13 protein-coding genes are annotated in these 14,939 nt (G+C 55.2%); 9 read left to right on the top strand and 4 right to left on the bottom strand.

Going from position 1 to position 14,939, the window contains the following annotated elements; all coding sequences use genetic code 11:
* The first annotated feature begins 244 nt into the window (after positions 1-244).
* The 4 genes from HZS52_RS23760 to HZS52_RS23745 all read left to right on the top strand — a co-directional run bounded on the left by HZS52_RS23760 (position 245) and on the right by HZS52_RS23745 (position 5,133).
* Entirely contained in the window at positions 245-769 is a 525-nt protein-coding gene (locus HZS52_RS23760) for a sigma-70 family RNA polymerase sigma factor (protein ID WP_022519626.1), read from the top strand.
* Positions 766-1,740 (top strand): FecR domain-containing protein, encoded by a 975-nt coding sequence (locus HZS52_RS23755; RefSeq protein WP_190373867.1) that lies wholly within the window; start codon positions 766-768, stop codon positions 1,738-1,740. The genes HZS52_RS23760 and HZS52_RS23755 overlap by 4 nt, the downstream gene beginning before the upstream one ends.
* An 83-nt stretch (positions 1,741-1,823) precedes the next feature.
* Positions 1,824-4,232, top strand: a complete 2,409-nt coding sequence (locus tag HZS52_RS23750; RefSeq protein WP_223828012.1) for a TonB-dependent siderophore receptor — start codon at positions 1,824-1,826, stop codon at positions 4,230-4,232.
* A gap of 31 nt (positions 4,233-4,263) precedes the next feature.
* Positions 4,264-5,133 (top strand): alpha/beta hydrolase, encoded by an 870-nt coding sequence (locus tag HZS52_RS23745; protein ID WP_190373866.1) that lies wholly within the window; start codon positions 4,264-4,266, stop codon positions 5,131-5,133.
* 9 nt (positions 5,134-5,142) lie between these two features.
* Here the strand turns inward: HZS52_RS23745 and HZS52_RS23740 are convergent, their stop codons facing one another.
* Positions 5,143-6,045 carry a LysR family transcriptional regulator gene (locus HZS52_RS23740; protein ID WP_190373865.1) on the bottom strand — a complete coding sequence of 301 codons (903 nt, stop codon included), beginning with the start codon at positions 6,043-6,045 and terminating at the stop codon, positions 5,143-5,145.
* 183 nt (positions 6,046-6,228) lie between these two features.
* Here HZS52_RS23740 and HZS52_RS23735 point away from each other — a divergent pair, with 183 nt between their 5' ends.
* Positions 6,229-6,807: an NAD(P)H-dependent oxidoreductase gene (locus HZS52_RS23735; protein WP_022519621.1), complete on the top strand. Its 579-nt coding sequence runs from the start codon at positions 6,229-6,231 to the stop codon at positions 6,805-6,807.
* An 88-nt stretch (positions 6,808-6,895) separates the two neighbouring features.
* Here HZS52_RS23735 and HZS52_RS23730 read toward each other — a convergent pair whose 3' ends face one another.
* The 3 genes from HZS52_RS23730 to msrP all read right to left on the bottom strand — a co-directional run bounded on the left by HZS52_RS23730 (position 6,896) and on the right by msrP (position 10,424).
* Entirely contained in the window at positions 6,896-8,689 is a 1,794-nt protein-coding gene (locus HZS52_RS23730) for a S8/S53 family peptidase (protein ID WP_190373864.1), read from the bottom strand.
* Between the two features lie 101 nt (positions 8,690-8,790).
* A complete protein-coding gene (gene msrQ / locus HZS52_RS23725) occupies positions 8,791-9,408 on the bottom strand; it encodes a protein-methionine-sulfoxide reductase heme-binding subunit MsrQ (protein ID WP_138799695.1) in 618 nt (205 codons plus the stop codon).
* Positions 9,408-10,424, bottom strand: a complete 1,017-nt coding sequence (gene msrP, locus HZS52_RS23720; protein WP_190373863.1) for a protein-methionine-sulfoxide reductase catalytic subunit MsrP — start codon at positions 10,422-10,424, stop codon at positions 9,408-9,410. Before msrP ends, msrQ begins: the two co-directional genes overlap by 1 nt.
* A 174-nt stretch (positions 10,425-10,598) precedes the next feature.
* On the opposite strand from msrP, the gene HZS52_RS23715 reads away from it, so the two are divergent.
* Genes HZS52_RS23715 through HZS52_RS23700 form a run of 4 tightly spaced genes read left to right on the top strand, consistent with a single transcriptional unit; the run spans position 10,599 to position 14,881 of the window.
* Positions 10,599-12,254, top strand: a complete 1,656-nt coding sequence (locus tag HZS52_RS23715; RefSeq protein WP_190373862.1) for an FMN-binding glutamate synthase family protein — start codon at positions 10,599-10,601, stop codon at positions 12,252-12,254.
* A gap of 58 nt (positions 12,255-12,312) precedes the next feature.
* Positions 12,313-13,284, top strand: a complete 972-nt coding sequence (locus HZS52_RS23710) for a DUF2157 domain-containing protein (protein ID WP_190373861.1) — start codon at positions 12,313-12,315, stop codon at positions 13,282-13,284.
* A complete protein-coding gene (locus HZS52_RS23705) occupies positions 13,284-14,351 on the top strand; it encodes a DUF4401 domain-containing protein (protein ID WP_223828011.1) in 1,068 nt (355 codons plus the stop codon). Before HZS52_RS23710 ends, HZS52_RS23705 begins: the two co-directional genes overlap by 1 nt.
* Positions 14,348-14,881: a GDYXXLXY domain-containing protein gene (locus HZS52_RS23700; RefSeq protein WP_190373860.1), complete on the top strand. Its 534-nt coding sequence runs from the start codon at positions 14,348-14,350 to the stop codon at positions 14,879-14,881. Before HZS52_RS23705 ends, HZS52_RS23700 begins: the two co-directional genes overlap by 4 nt.
* Positions 14,882-14,939 lie beyond the last annotated feature (58 nt).

Below are 14,939 nucleotides of genomic sequence, written 5' to 3'. Positions count from 1 at the left end.
GCCCCTGTAACTGTTCTGCTAAAAACTCCATAAACAGTCGGGTGCGCTGTGAAAGCGTGGTTTGGCGGTAGTACACGGCGTTCACAGCTTGGGTCTGCAGTTCAATAAGAGCGGGCTGTACGTCCACTTTTCAGCGGCAGCTATCGAGGGACAATAGTGTGGTTAAAGAAAATAATAATGATTTGTATTAACTGGCAGCTGTTACTAGAATATCCCTCCGTTTGCTGATCGTTTGGGAGGGGGGATGCCGGTTTCAGCTGAGAATACGCCATTGGCCGAGATGTATAATGCACATCATGGCTGGTTACAGCGTTGGCTGCAGCGCAAAACGGGCTGTAGCTGGCAGGCGGCTGATCTGGCTCAGGATACCTTTCTGCGCATTCTCACCTCTCCGAGTAACGCCGACCAAATTAGCAAACTCCATGAACCGCGTAACTTTCTGACCACCATTGCTCGCCGGGTGTGGGTGGATTTTGTGCGTCGGGATGCCTTGGAAAAAGCCTGGTTGGAAGCCTTAAAGCATCAACCTGAGCCGGTGGTCGTCTCGCCGGAAGAGCAGGCCTTGATTCTGGAAACCCTGTTTCAGATCGATGAAATGTTGGAAGGGTTAGGCAACAAGGTAAGCCAGGCGTTTTTGCTCTGCCATTTGGAGGGTCTGCGTTATGCCGAGATCGCCGAACGTTTGGGGGTATCCGTCAGCTCGGTGAAAAAGTACATGGCCAAAGCCACTGAACATTGCTTGCTGCTGATGTTTGAAGAACCACTATGAGCGATACCCAGGCAACCCGCAAAGATACCCTCAGAGCTGCGGCCCGCTGGTACGCACTGTTGTGCTCGGAAGATGTTACTGCACAGCAAAAACACGCACATGCGGCTTGGTTAGCGGAGGATCCGGCCCACATTCAGGCTTGGCAACAGGTAGAAAAACTGCGTCAGCAATTGCAGGTGATTCCTGGTACTCCTTCGCTCAATGCGTTGCAGATCAAACAACGTCAGAGTCATAGCCGACGAGCAGTGCTGCGCGGCTTTGCTTTATTGGCAGCAGGAAGCGCGCTGGGCTCGTTGGCCTGGCAACAGGCGCCAGTAGAAAGCTGGATGGCCAGCCACCGCACCGCACGGGGAGAACGCCGTGAATATACCCTGGCCGACGGTACGCAATTGGTACTTAACACGGCCACCGCGCTGGATGTAGTGGAAACCTCGACCACGCGGTTGATTCGCCTCTATGAAGGCGAAATCTTTATTCGCACGGGCCAAGGGGCGAAAGGCGTTGCCGCCGCTAAAGCGCTGCAGGTGCATACCGAGCAAGGCACTGTTGTGCCGTTGGGCACCGTGTTTACCGTGCGCAAGCAGGGCACGTCTACCCAAGTCACCGTGCTGGAGGATGAGGTCGAGTTGATTCCGCAGTTGGCTGGTGGCAAGACCCAGCGCCTTGTTGCTGGAGAGCAGGCGCAGATGAGCTCACGCTCTGTAGAGGTTGCCACCGCCACCGCCCAGGCGGATAGCTGGACACGCGGTCTGCTGGTAGCGGTGGACTGGCCGTTGAGCCGTTTGGTAGCAGAGTTGAGCCGTTACCGTACAGGCGTGCTGCGTTGTGATCCCGCCATTGCCGGGCTGAGGGTATCAGGCGCTTTCCCTATTGATGATACCGACCGGGCGCTGCAAGCCATTGCCAATGCGCTGCCGATTAGCGTCGACCGACTGACCCAATATTGGGTAACTCTCAAATCTAGCGAATAAAAAGTTGGATTATTTATTGTCCCTTTTCCGATCTCGTTCGACCCAGAGATAAAGCAACCGATTCTGGAATTAACGAGATAAAGATGACCAAACCCTTTAACCCCAAGCAGACACTCATATCCCTTCGATACCATCATGGCAAACCCTCGTGCGCGCTTGGCGGTATCGCACTAGGCTGTGCCCTGATGAGTTCGATGTCGCTGTTGCCCCTACAAGCAGCGCAAGCACAAACAGCGGACGGGCAGGCGCAACAGGCTGCTAGCCAGCAGGCATACAGCATCGAACCAGGATCGTTGGGCAGTGTATTGAGCAAGTTCGCCAGCCATGCGGGCATTGTGTTGTCTTTCCCCGCTGACCTCACTGATGACCTGCAAAGCGCTGGATTGAATGGGCGTTATAGCGTGGAGGAGGGGTTTGCCCAGTTGCTTCAGGGTAGTGGTTTGAGAGTGGTCAAGCGGGGGGCCGCGGACTATGTAATGGAAAAAGCAGGTACTGCAGAAAACATGGTATTGGATACCGTGGCAGTGGTAGGCAGCCGAATCAGTAGTGACGGTTATTTGGCTTACAGCACCTCAGCGGGCAGCAAAACCGACACACCGCTGATAGAGCTTGCGCAAAGTATCAGTGTGGTCACCGAAGAGCAGCTTCGTGACCGGCAGCCGTCGTCAGTAGAGCAGGCGGTGGCTTATACGGCTGGGGTTCGGGTTGAAGCAGCGGGGATGGATCCGCGCTTTGACTTGATATCGGTGAGGGGGTATCCGACGGTATATCATGGCGATTTCCTTGATAGCTTGCGCCAACCCAATAGCGGGTGGCTCTCCTACTACTCCACCGTGCCCTATAATCTGGAACGAATTGAGATAGTCAAAGGCCCTGATTCGATGCGCTATGGTCAGCTATCACCGGGTGGGCTGGTGAACCGGGTTAGCAAACGTCCAAGTGCTGATGCGCCACAGGAAGTGCAACTGCAGGTGGGCAGCCATGACCATCTGCAAGGCCAGTTCGATGTGGGTGGTGATATGGGCAGCGATGTGCAGTACCGCTTGGTGGGCGTTATGCGCGATGCGCAAACGGACATTGAACAGGTGGATAATGACGTCTCGCTGCTGGCGCCATCTCTTTATTGGCAGATTAGCGATCGTACCGACATTACCTTTATTACCCAGTATCAGGAACGCCAGACCTCTGCTTCACCGCGTCCTTATCAGGACGGCGATAACCTGACTCATTTTTGGTCCAGCGATGAAGACTTTGACAAGCTGGATCAAGAGCAGTGGGCACTAGGTTATGAATTTAACCACCGTTGGAGTGACCAGCTGCAACTGCAGCAAAATGTGCGCTACGGCCAGGTGGATACCACCAACCAGTACCTCTCAGCAGGCACCTTATCCGGTACAACGCTGAGCCGAAGCAGTGTCGGCCTTTACGAAGAGATGGAGTCTCTTAGTACTGATACTAGGCTGATGGCAACCTTTGATCAGGGCGGGGTGGAACATGCGGTGATGCTAGGCGCCGATTACGCCTATCTCGAGAACGATGTCATTTATGCGGGCGGCAGCGCGCCGTCGATCGATATCGACAACCCGGATTACAGTCAGCCTGTAGCCCAGCCGAGTAACGTGTGGACAAACGACAGTGGGAAAGCCCACCGTAGAGGTCTTTATTTACAGGATCAGGTCAAGCTCGATAACTGGCGTTTGACCGCAGGAATCCGCCGCGACTGGGCGCGTGACGAGACTCGCAACCACCTCACCGGTACTGCCAGCGAAAGCCGGGATGAGAAAAACACTTGGCGCTTTGGCGCACTCTACGCATTTGATTCGGGGCTGTCGCCGTACTTCAGCTATGCGCAATCGTTCCTGCCTGAGAGCGGTACCGATGTGAGCGGCAATGACTTCGATCCTACCGAAGGTGAGCAGTTTGAGCTGGGGCTGAAATATCAGCCAGCGGGCAGTGACGCGATGCTGACTGCGGCGATCTACCAGATCGATGAGGCCAATCGTAAAACCACTGATCTCGAGAACCCGCTATTTCAAGTACAAACCGGAGAAGTGCGTACCCGTGGGCTGGAGCTTGAGGCCGTTGGGAATGTCACCGACGACCTGCGCATGACCGCAAGCTACAACTACAACCGCAGCGAAATCACCGCAGATAATGATGGCAACGAGGGCAGTGACCTGGCGAATACCCCGCGTCACCTGGCGTCCCTGTGGTTGGATTATCGCGTTCCTGCGTTGGAACGGCTGCGTCTTTCCGGTGGGGTGCGCTATATCGGTAGTGAGTACATTGATAATGCCAACAGCAATAAAAACGCTGCATACAGCCTGTTTGATATGGCGGCTCACTATGATTTCGCGGGCTCTTTACAGGGGGTTCGTGCCAGCCTCAACGCCACTAACGTAACGGATGAAGAGCATATCTCCTGTGAGGGCATCTATTGCTATCGCGGTGCCGGTCGCAGTCTGATTGGTAGCATCGCTTACCAATGGTGATGAAGTGGCAGCGTCGCGGGGGCAACGAGTCATGAAACTTTTTGTGAGTAGTTTAGTGTTTGCTGGGTTGGTTTTAATGGCCGGTTCAGGGGCAGCATACGCAGATGAGCCAGACGTGGCGGCTGAGCGTCAAGTGACCCTTGATCAGACGCTGGAATGGACGATGCAAAACCAGCAAGGTGCCGTCTATCGTATCCTGATCAGCAAACCGGAAGGCGAGGTACCCTACAGCGGCGGTTACCCGGTGATCTATGTGTTGGATGGCAACGCTTATTTCGCTTCGTTGCATGAGGCCAAACGGGCACAGGAGCAGTTCCGTCAAGCCATTATCGTTGGTATTGCTTATCCGGGTGAAGCGCCGCATAACTTCTTGCGCCGCTCTTACGACTTATCACCGCCGGTGGCCGAGGAGCACAACACGCCACCTCAGGGCGGACAGGATGAGCTGTTGGATTTTATCGAGCAGAGCTTGATGCCTGCTATTGCCGAGCGCTTTCCTGTAGATGCTAATCACCAGAGTCTTTATGGCCACTCTTTCGGCGGTATGTTTGCGATTTATGCCTTATTTACTCGGCCGGAGCTGTTTAACCACATTGTCGCGGCCAGCCCCAGTCTCTGGTGGAACAATAGCTACCTGTTGAAACATGAAAGGGACTTTAGTCAGCAGGTGGAGGCAGGGGAGGTTAATGCCATCCATCACAGCCTTTCATTGGTCGTGGCCGACAACGACTCACTCCAGAACCAGCAGGATGCTAGTCAGCTTTATCAGCGGCTTGAAGACCTGTCGGCATATGGTTTGCGTAGCAGTTTTCACAAAGTAGAGGGCGAAGATCATATGTCCGTTCCCTTTGTGCTGGAGTCGCATGTTCTCAAACAGCTTCTGGGCACTCGGGGCGGCTGACCGAGTGTTTTAAGCGATCAAATACTTCCCTGGCAGTTGTTCAGCTAAAAACTCCATAAACAGCCGGGTGCGTTGTGAAAGCGTGGTTTGGCGGTAGTACACGGCGTTCACAGCTTGGGTCTGCATTTCTGTGCAGTCGGGTAGTACATCCACCAGTGTGCCGTTTTGACGGGGAGTGATGGTCATAAAGTCGGCTAAGCAAGCGATGCCTTCTCCCGCAACGGCTAACTCGATTAGTGTACTGCCGCTGGAAGCCGCCAGCGTTGGGGTGATGTGCAGGGGGTGACCATCGGCGCGGAACAGTGGCCAGCGGTTGAGATGATCGAGCTGGCTGAAGCCTAGCAAGCTGTGATCTTGAAGGTCGTCGATGCTTTGCGGCGCGCCTTGGCGTTTAAGGTAGGCGGGGCTGGCCAGAAGGCGCAGCGGGCTGTAGCCAAGGAGGCGGGCGTGCAGCGACGAATCTTCAAGCTTGCCAATGCGGATGGCCAAATCAACCCGCTGTTCCAACAGGTCGACAAAGCGATCATGAGTATCCAGCTCCAGCGTAATACCAGGGTAGCGGGCGCGGAACTCGCCAATCACCGGCACAATCACGAACTGCATAAAACTGGGGGCGGCGTTAACTCGTAGCCTGCCTTGGGGCTGGTTGTGGCGATCCAGCATTGCCTCTTCGGCTTCTTCAACGGCAGCCAGAATATGGCGGCAGTGGTTTAGAAACGTTTCTCCCTCTTCGGTAAGTTCCAAGCGGCGCGTTGTGCGACGTAATAGCGTGGCGCCAAGTTTTTGCTCCAGACGGTTAAGCGTACGGCTAACCCCGGAAACGGTCATGCCAAGCCGCTCAGCGGCGCCTGTGATAGAACCGCTATCCACGACTGTCACAAATGCTTTCTGTTCTTCAAGGGTGCTTTTCATAAATTGCTTTTCATAGCGCTGCCGTTTGCCTTAGTGAGTGTTTAACATTGTTGATTTAAAATCAAAAGAGTCTTGCTGGTACGTCGCTTCTTTTTCCGCGCTGTTACTCCCACAATACGCGCCATTAACGTCAAATCTACTCGGTTAGCTTTGATGATGAAACTCTTTGGGAGAAAGCGTTAGATGAAGATTCTACTGATTAACGGGGGCAAGGCGTTTGCCCACTCTGGTGGTAAGCTCAATAATACCCTGCACGGCGTGGCAGTGAGTACGTTGCAGGAAATGGGGTATGAGGTGCGCGAGACGGTGGTTGATCAAGGCTACAATCTTGAGACCGAAGTGCAGAACTACCTATGGGCGGACACCATTGTGTATCAGATGCCGGGTTGGTGGATGGGAACGCCCTGGATCGTTAAGCGCTACATCGATGAGGTATTCACAGAAGGCCACGGTTCGCTCTACGCCAGCGATGGCCGCAGCCGCCAAGACCCGACCAAGCAGTACGGCAGTGGTGGCCTGCTACAGGGCCGTCGCTATATGCTATCGCTGACCTGGAACGCGCCTTTGGAAGCGTTCGATGAGCCTGACAACTTCTTCGAAGGGCGCGGTGTGGATGGTGTCTACTTCCCGTTCCACAAATCTCAGGAATTTATCGGCTTAGAAGCGCTGCCGACCTTTATCGCCAACGATGTAATGAAGATGCCGGATGTCGATCGCGATAAAGCGGCTTATCGTGCCCATCTTCGCAAAGTGCTTGGCTAAAGTACTTGGCTAAAGGATTTGGCTTAACGTAGTTAATTCGGACAAGCCCACCTCGCGAAGTGGGCTTTGCTTGGCTGATTTATCTGACCTAGCGATCCCGATCCAAGCTTTGCACCGTCAGATCCAGCGCCTTGTACATATCCAGGCGGGCGGACAGACCGATATCCGGGTGGTTCAGCTCGTTGGCCCGCTCCGATGGCAGTATCGGTGCGGTCAGATCATCCGCGTCTGTCGGCTCGAAATCGTACTCCTCCCCGATCGTCATGGCACTGCGGCGAAGTAGCATGCGTAACTGTGTCGGGGTAAGTTCGGGGTCAATTGACATCATTGCCGCTAATAGGCCAGCCACCAGCGGGGTCGCGTAGGACGTTCCGCAATGGGCTTCGCCTTGCTCACCCTCTACCAGGGAGGAGCCTCGTACACAGGCCGCTGCGGTTATATCCACCCGCATATCGATATTGGATGCATTCCGTTTGATCACATAGCGGGGATCTTCAACCTGCACATCCTCATCGCTGCGTTCATGCCCACCCACGACAAACAGTTGGTCGGTAATAAAAGAAGAGGGCAGGCGATAATCGTCACTTCCTGAAAATGACGACGCGTTGCCTGCTGAGTTCACGACGACTACGTCGGGGTGTTCGCGGCGCAGCCATAAGAAGAACTCTTCGAGCAGTTCTTCGTAACCGCTCATGGCGATGCCGGAACGCACCAGCGAATCGACCTCCTTCCCGTTAATGTCGATTGCCCCTACTCGGTGAATGCCCCAACTCCAGTTGAGTACGCGTACTCCGTCCTCTACCAGATTGACGGAAGCAGCAACATTAGCCGTTATGCCGGCATCTGAGTTGCGATCCACAATTACATCGAAGCCAGAGCCCACATCGTCCAGCCCGCGTAAAAAACCACTGTTGCCACCTTCGTTCCAGGCCGCGGAAAATACGCCAGCGACCGTTGTGCCATGCCCGTCGGGCTTAGCCGCATCGCGGGCGTACACGCAGGTTCTAGTGGAATCAGTGCGGCAGTCACCCAGGTAATCGGCAAAATCCGGGGCGTCAAAGTCCACCTCCCGCTCGATGACGCCAATACGGATGGGCTGCGTCTCGATATCCCCGCCGTGCCCCTGACGTGATAAGCGTCGCTGGTAATAGTTCACGGCATCCAGAAAACGATTCGACGCCCACTCCTGATTATCCGCAGCGGGCGGCTTTTCCGTTTCGCTCTCAATGCTCTCTTCTGCCCCCGACTCTTCGACCACCACCGCATCCACGCTCACTTCGCTGCCTAGCCTAAGTACCAGCGCGTCGCGCTCTTCCAGGTTGCGGGCGGGCAAGCGCAACTGATAGGTATTGAGCGGTGGGATCATACCGACGACTTCGGCGTCGTACTTCTCTGCCAAACGCTGGGCTTCCTCGGCACCGTCGTGGCTCTCTTCAATAATCAGGCTGATCAGATCCACGTAGGTGGTGATGCCATCCATGTTCTTCGCCACCTCTTGGTCGGTGGCGGCTACTACGTGGCTGCCGTTAAGGCTGAGCCAAACCGGGTTGCTGGACTGCTCACGCTGCTCAAACCACAGTGGGCCGCTTTGCGCATCAGCGCTGCTGATGCTTACACGCACCCGGTCGTTGTCGCGGGTGATCTCCTTTGGCTGAAGTGCTGTACCGTTCAGCTTTATCTGAAAGTCGTTGTTCTCAAGCCCACTGACGCTAAGACAGAACTCTTGTATATCCAGCGTCAGTAGATTGCCACAGCGCTGCAGTTGTTCGACTCGCAACGGCTGTTCAGCTTGCGCAGATTGCTCTGCAACCGCGACAGTTCCAATCAACATTAATGCCAGCGCTGAAACCAGCCGACCAGCGCCCAAATACGTTGCTGCCATATGACTACTCCAAACGCTATCCGATTGACTGCACGCAGCATAAACGCATTAACTGAACAGAACATGAACCCGTTTGGTACGAAAGGGGATCTATTGAGGCTTTAACGGCTAAAACGATAACGCAGTTTAGGCAGGGAGCGGGCAACAGGCGGCAGGCGGGTGGCCATAATCAGCGCAGCCATAGCGGCATACATTGCCCACTCCTGCATATCCGCGCGCACCACCCAGAAGAAGTGCAGCAGCACCAGCCCCAAAATGGCGTAAGAGAATTTGTGCAGCGACTTCCAGCGTTTGCCTAGGCGCTTCATCGACCACTTGTTAGACGTCGCCCCCAGCACGGAAAGGCCGATTAGCGCGATCATACCGACAATAATATACGGGCGCTTGACGATCTCACTACCCAGCAGTGCCCAGTTAAGCCCCAGAATAAACAACGCGTAACTGAGCATATGTAGGGTGGCGTAAGCCAGCGACCAAAGCCCTAACTGGCGCCGGATCAGCGCAAAGCCTTTCCAGCGGGTAAGCTTGGTCAGTGGGGTAAGGCTAAGGGTGAATAGCAGCAACCACAGCGCACCAATGCCGATATTCAATAGCAGGTAGCGCCCCGGTTCGGGGCCTGCGGCGTTATTCGCCACCTGCCAGCTCCAAAACAGTAGCGGTGCTAGCGCCGCCAGAAATACCGCGACGCGCCAGGCTAGCCATTTGTGCTGCGTTGCCATCAGTAGTTCTTCCTCAAATCTAACCCCGCATACATCTCGGCAACTTCGTCGGCGTAGCCGTTAAACATCAAGGTATCGATAGTGTTGGGGTTGAACAGGCTGTTGGGTAAACGCCGCTCGGTGGCTTGGCTCCAGCGGGGGTGGTCTACCTCTGGGTTAACGTTGGCATAAAAGCCGTACTCATCGGCGGCAATCTGCTGCCAGGAGTTGACCGGCTGCTCTTCTACCAGCGAGATGCGCACAATCGATTTGATACTCTTGAAGCCGTACTTCCAGGGCACTACCAGCCGTAGGGGCGCGCCATTTTGGTTAGGCAGTTCGCGGCCATACATGCCCATGGCCAGCAGCGTTAGCGGGTGCATGGCTTCGTCCAGGCGCAAGCCTTCCACGTAGGGCCAGTCGATGATTGAGAACGAGGAGCGCTGGCCACGCATCTGATCCGGGTCTACCAGGGTTTCAAAGCGTACGTACTTGGCTTTGCTGGTGGGGTCGGCGCGCTTGATGATTTCCGCCAGCGGAATGCCCAGCCAGGGGATGACCATCGACCACGCCTCGACGCAGCGCAGGCGGTAAATACGCTCTTCAAACTGCGAAGGCTTGGCGAAGTCCTCCAGGGCAAAACGCCCGCCGTTATTGACTTCGCCATCAACTACCACACTCCATGGCTCTGTTTGCAGGCTGCCCGCATGGCGGGCGGGGTCGCCCTTGTCAGTGCCGAACTCGAAAAAGTTGTTGTAGCCACTGGCGTCATCAAAGGGGGCAATTTTATCTTTGTCAGGATCGCTAGGGGTGACGGCTCGCCACTGGGTTTCGCTGATTTTCTCCTTTAACCACGCTGGTGAATCGCCTTCGGGTACATCGGAGTAGTTGTCGTTAGCGCGGACGTGTCCGGATAGGGCAAGCCCTGCACCTAGGCCTGCCACACCGCCCATAAAGCGCCGCCTGGAGAGGTAGATAGATTCCGGCGTGACATCGGATTCGTGTAAATCACTCGGTTTGGCAATCTTTATTAGCATTGGGTGTCTCCACTAAGGCCTTTGTGGGTAGCATACGAGGTGAGTGCAGCATTCGATATTAATGGGTGTAGTAAGTTCGCCAAAACTTACACAAAACCCTTACGATTTAAATTGAGCCTGTCGGGGTAGCTGGTCGCCCCTGTGGTGAACTGTTGATAAGGAGTTCGTGTTCAGATGATCGAAGCCCGGGGATTGACCCGTATTCCTCTGCGTAATGCCGTCTTTGTTGCCTGCCTGATTCTGCTGTTGGTTTCGCTGGTGGGGGTGGTGTTTTCTTTAGCATGGCTTTGGGGCGTGGCGATTTTTGGCATGCTCGCTGGGCTGGGGCTTTATGATCTACGCCAAACGCGGCGAACGGTGAGCCGTAACTATCCTGTTCTGGCCCATTTTCGCTATGTTCTAGAGTCTATTGGGCCGGAAATACGTCAGTATTTTATCCAGTCCGATCTTGACGAACGACCATTTTCCCGCGAGCAGCGCGCTGTGGTCTATCAGCGTTCTAAAAATGAGAGTGATAAAAAGCCTTTTGGCTCCCTGCTGGATATGTATCAGCCGGGGCATGAGTGGATCAACCACTCGCTACTTCCCCAGGCTATCGAAAACAGTGACTTCAGGATTCGGGTGGGCGGTAGCCGCTGCAGCCAACCCTACCTGGCGAGTGTTTTCAATATTTCGGCAATGAGTTTCGGTTCGCTTTCGGGCAACGCTATCGAGGCGCTGAATGCGGGCGCTGGTAAAGGTGGTTTCTATCACGATACTGGTGAAGGCTCTATTTCCGGCTATCACCGCAAGCATGGAGGTGATCTCGTCTGGGAAATAGGCTCTGGTTACTTTGGTTGCCGCAACGACGATGGCTCGTTTAATGCGGAGCGCTTTGCTGCCAATGCGGGTGACGATCAGGTGAAAATGATCGAAATCAAACTTTCCCAGGGCGCCAAACCGGGCCATGGCGGTATATTGCCAGCGGCTAAGGTAACTGCCGAAATTGCCGAAGCGCGAGAAGTCCCCATGGGCCAGGACGTGGTTTCACCCGCTGCCCATTCAGCTTTCTCGACGCCGCTGGAACTGATGGCATTCATTGCCCGCCTGCGTTCGCTTTCTGGGGGTAAACCGATCGGCTTCAAGTTGGCGATTGGCCACCCCTGGGAGTGGTTTGCGATCGTTAAGGCGATGCTAGAAACCGGCGAGCGGCCTGATTTTATAGTGGTGGACGGAGGCGAAGGAGGAACCGGTGCGGCACCGCTGGAGTTTATCAATCGCATAGGTGTGCCTTTAACGGAAGCCGTTACGCTGGTGCATAACACCCTGGTGGGGGCCGGGCTGCGCGAGGAGATTCGTATCGGCGCGGCGGGTAAGATTATGTCCGGTTTTCACATTGCACGAACCATGGCACTAGGGGCTGATTGGTGCAATTCGGCCAGGGGCTTTATGTTTTCATTGGGGTGTATTCAGGCGCTTAACTGCCACTCCGACAAGTGCCCCAGCGGCGTAGCTACTCAAGACCCCAACCGCAGCCGCCATTTGGGCATTGCCGATAAAACAGCGCGGGTCTACCACTTCCACCGCAATACCTTAAAAGCGCTGGCGGAAATGCTAGGTGCCGCAGGGCTTAGCCACCCTAGTGAGCTGGGGCCCGAGCACATTATCCGGCGTGTCTCGGAAAACGAGATTCAGTCCTACGATCAGATATTCACTTTCTTAAAACCCAATGAACTGCTCAATGCAAAGTGCGAGCACACGGTATTCAAGCACTATTGGGAAAATGCCCGAGCCGACTCCTTCCAGCCGCCTGCGCAGGTTGCTCGGTTGCGCTTTACTAAGCTGGAGTAATCGTGGCGCTTAGCCTAGATTGCTTTGTTTCCACTGCGCCGTTTAGAAGGGAGCCCCCATGGCATCTACCCGCCGTGAACTGATACCACTGATTGAGCAGGGCGTGATACCGCCTGAACAGGTGACGCGCGCAGTGCAAGCTTCTGGACTGCACCCTTCGCCTCGTGCTTGGGCGCTGTTTATTGATCGCTTACTGCTGTGGCTAGGTGGATTGGCGTTGGCCTTCGCGGTGCTGTTTTTCATCGCTTATAACTGGGCTGAGATGGGCCGTTGGCTGCGCTTTGGCGTGGTGCAGGCAGCGATGGTGCTGGCGGTAGGCATCGCCGTTTGGCCCAAGGCCAGCCCGATGGTTCAACGTGTGGCGCTAACCTCGGCCACTTTATTGGTGGGCGTGCTGTTGGCGTTGTTCGGGCAGGTGTACCAAACCGGTGCCGACCCCTGGCAGCTGTTTTTTACCTGGGCGCTGCTTGCTCTGCCCTGGGTCTGGGTGGCGCGCTTTGAGCTGCTCTGGGTGTTGTGGCTGGGGTTACTTAATTTGGTCGTCGGGCTCTATTTTCGTACCTGGGGCGGGCCGTTTGGCGTTTTGGTCAGTAGCGATGCCTCGCTTTGGGGGCTGTTTGGGCTCAATACCCTTGCCTTGGCGACATGGGAATGGGGTGCCCGTTGCCGGAACTGGTCACGGCAGTGGGCACTACGCTTGCTAGCGGTAGGCAGTGGGGTGCCTATGACGCTGTTAACGATGCGGTTGATAGTCGATGCAGGCCTCGTATGGTCGCCAGTGCTGGCGATTTATCCACTCTGGCTGGCGGTGCTGTATGGCGTTTATCGCTATTGGCGGCCTGACCTGTTTATGATCGCGGGCGGCTGTGTCTCGGCGTTAACGGTGACCACACTGCTGCTTGCCAGGCTGTTGCTCTGGGAAGGTGATTGGCAGGAGGGAAGTCTGCTGCTGATCACCATCGCGGTACTGGCGATGGGCGCTGGGGCCGTGGTATGGCTAAAGCGGCTACATCGGGAGATTTCCCAGTGATGAACAACGTTAATGATTTAAGCGTTAGGCTGAGCCAAGCGGGTATTCCGTTAAACGAGTCTACCTCCCCAGCGCAGTTGCAAACGCCTTGGTTTGTACGTGCGCTGCAGGCCTTTTCAGGCTGGTTAGCGGCGCTATTTCTGCTCGGCTTTATCGCCATGGGCGTGGTGTTCGTGGTGGAGAGCCCCGCCGCGTCGTTGGGCTTGGGGCTTGTGATGATCGGCGCGGCTTATGGGCTGTTTTGCAAAGCTCGCGGTGATGTGCTCGAACACTTGGCGCTTGCGGTTAGCTTAGCCGGGCAACTGCTAATAGCGTGGGCGCTGGTCGAGTTCTGGAATGCGTCCACTTATTTGTGGTGGTCGCTGCTGGCCTTACAGTGCGCACTGGCGCTGGTAATGCCAAGCCAGGTACATCGCACCTTTTCAGCCTTTGCCGCCAGCTTGGCGCTCTATATGGCTTTGGCAGTGAACGCTATGGCGCCAGCAGCGGGTGGATTGGTGCTGTTGGCACTGGCGCTGCTCTGGCTGAATGAGTTTCGCTGTCCTGGCCGTATTCGGGATGTGCAAGCATGGGGCTACGGCCTGTTGATAGGCCTCTTGGTGATGCAGGGATTAGCGCATAGCGGCCACTCCTTTGCCTTCTGGTTTGACGCACAGAGCACTAACGCTTTTGCATGGTCAGCACCCTGGTTGAACGCCGTGTTAGTGGCACTCTCTCTGGCGCTGCTGCTCTATACCATCCCTCATTCCAAAACCCATTGGGGGTTGTATCTCAGTCCTTTAGCGCTGCTGTTGGTCTCATTTTATGCACCGAGTGTGGGCCAAGGTTTGGTCGTCGTACTGTTAGGGTTCGCGATCGGGCATCGCCTAGTGCTGGGGCTTGGAGTGCTTTCTCTGCTGATGGGCATTGGCAGCTATTACTACTGGCTGGACGCAACACTGTTAACCAAGGCTCTAACGTTGCTGGTGTTGGGGGGAGGGCTGCTGGCGCTACGTTGGACGCTGCTCAAGTGGTTGAGCGTAGCGGAAAATAGTCCGTCGACCTCTGTGGAAGGACATGGGAAATGATGCTGAAAGCCAAGCGAAATCGCTGGATCATAGTGTTAACCACCGTCGTTGTGTTGGTGGCGGTGAACTGGGCAATTTGGCAGAAAGAGCGTCACTTAGCCGAAGGTGAAATTGTTTACTTGGAACTGGCGCCTGTCGACCCGCGCTCATTGATGCAGGGCGACTATATGGCGCTAAACTTTGCGCTGGGTAACCAAATTCAAAGCGCGCTTCATCAGAGTGAGCGTGATGAAGACTCGCTGAAAGCTCTTAACGGCTATGTAGTGGTGCGTTTGGATGAACAGCGTATCGCTCACTTTCAGCGCTTGGATGAAGGTACTTCTTTACGCGACGACGAACGGCGCCTTCGCTACCGGCTGCGCAATGGTCAGGTACGCTTTGCCACCGATGCGTTCTTCTTTCAGGAGGGGCACGGCGAGCGCTATGAGCCAGCGCGTTATGGTCAGTTGAAGGTGAATACCAATGGCGAGCCCTTGCTGGTGGCTTTATACAATGCGGAATTAACTAAGCTAGGCGAAAGCGTTAAGTAAGATTTACTTTATCTGGCGAACTGTTCTCACCCCACTTTTCACTATTGCATTCTGTCTT

The organism is Vreelandella titanicae (assembly GCF_014697095.1).
Taxonomy (GTDB): domain Bacteria; phylum Pseudomonadota; class Gammaproteobacteria; order Pseudomonadales; family Halomonadaceae; genus Vreelandella; species Vreelandella titanicae.
This window is presented reverse-complemented; position numbering and strand designations above follow the sequence as displayed.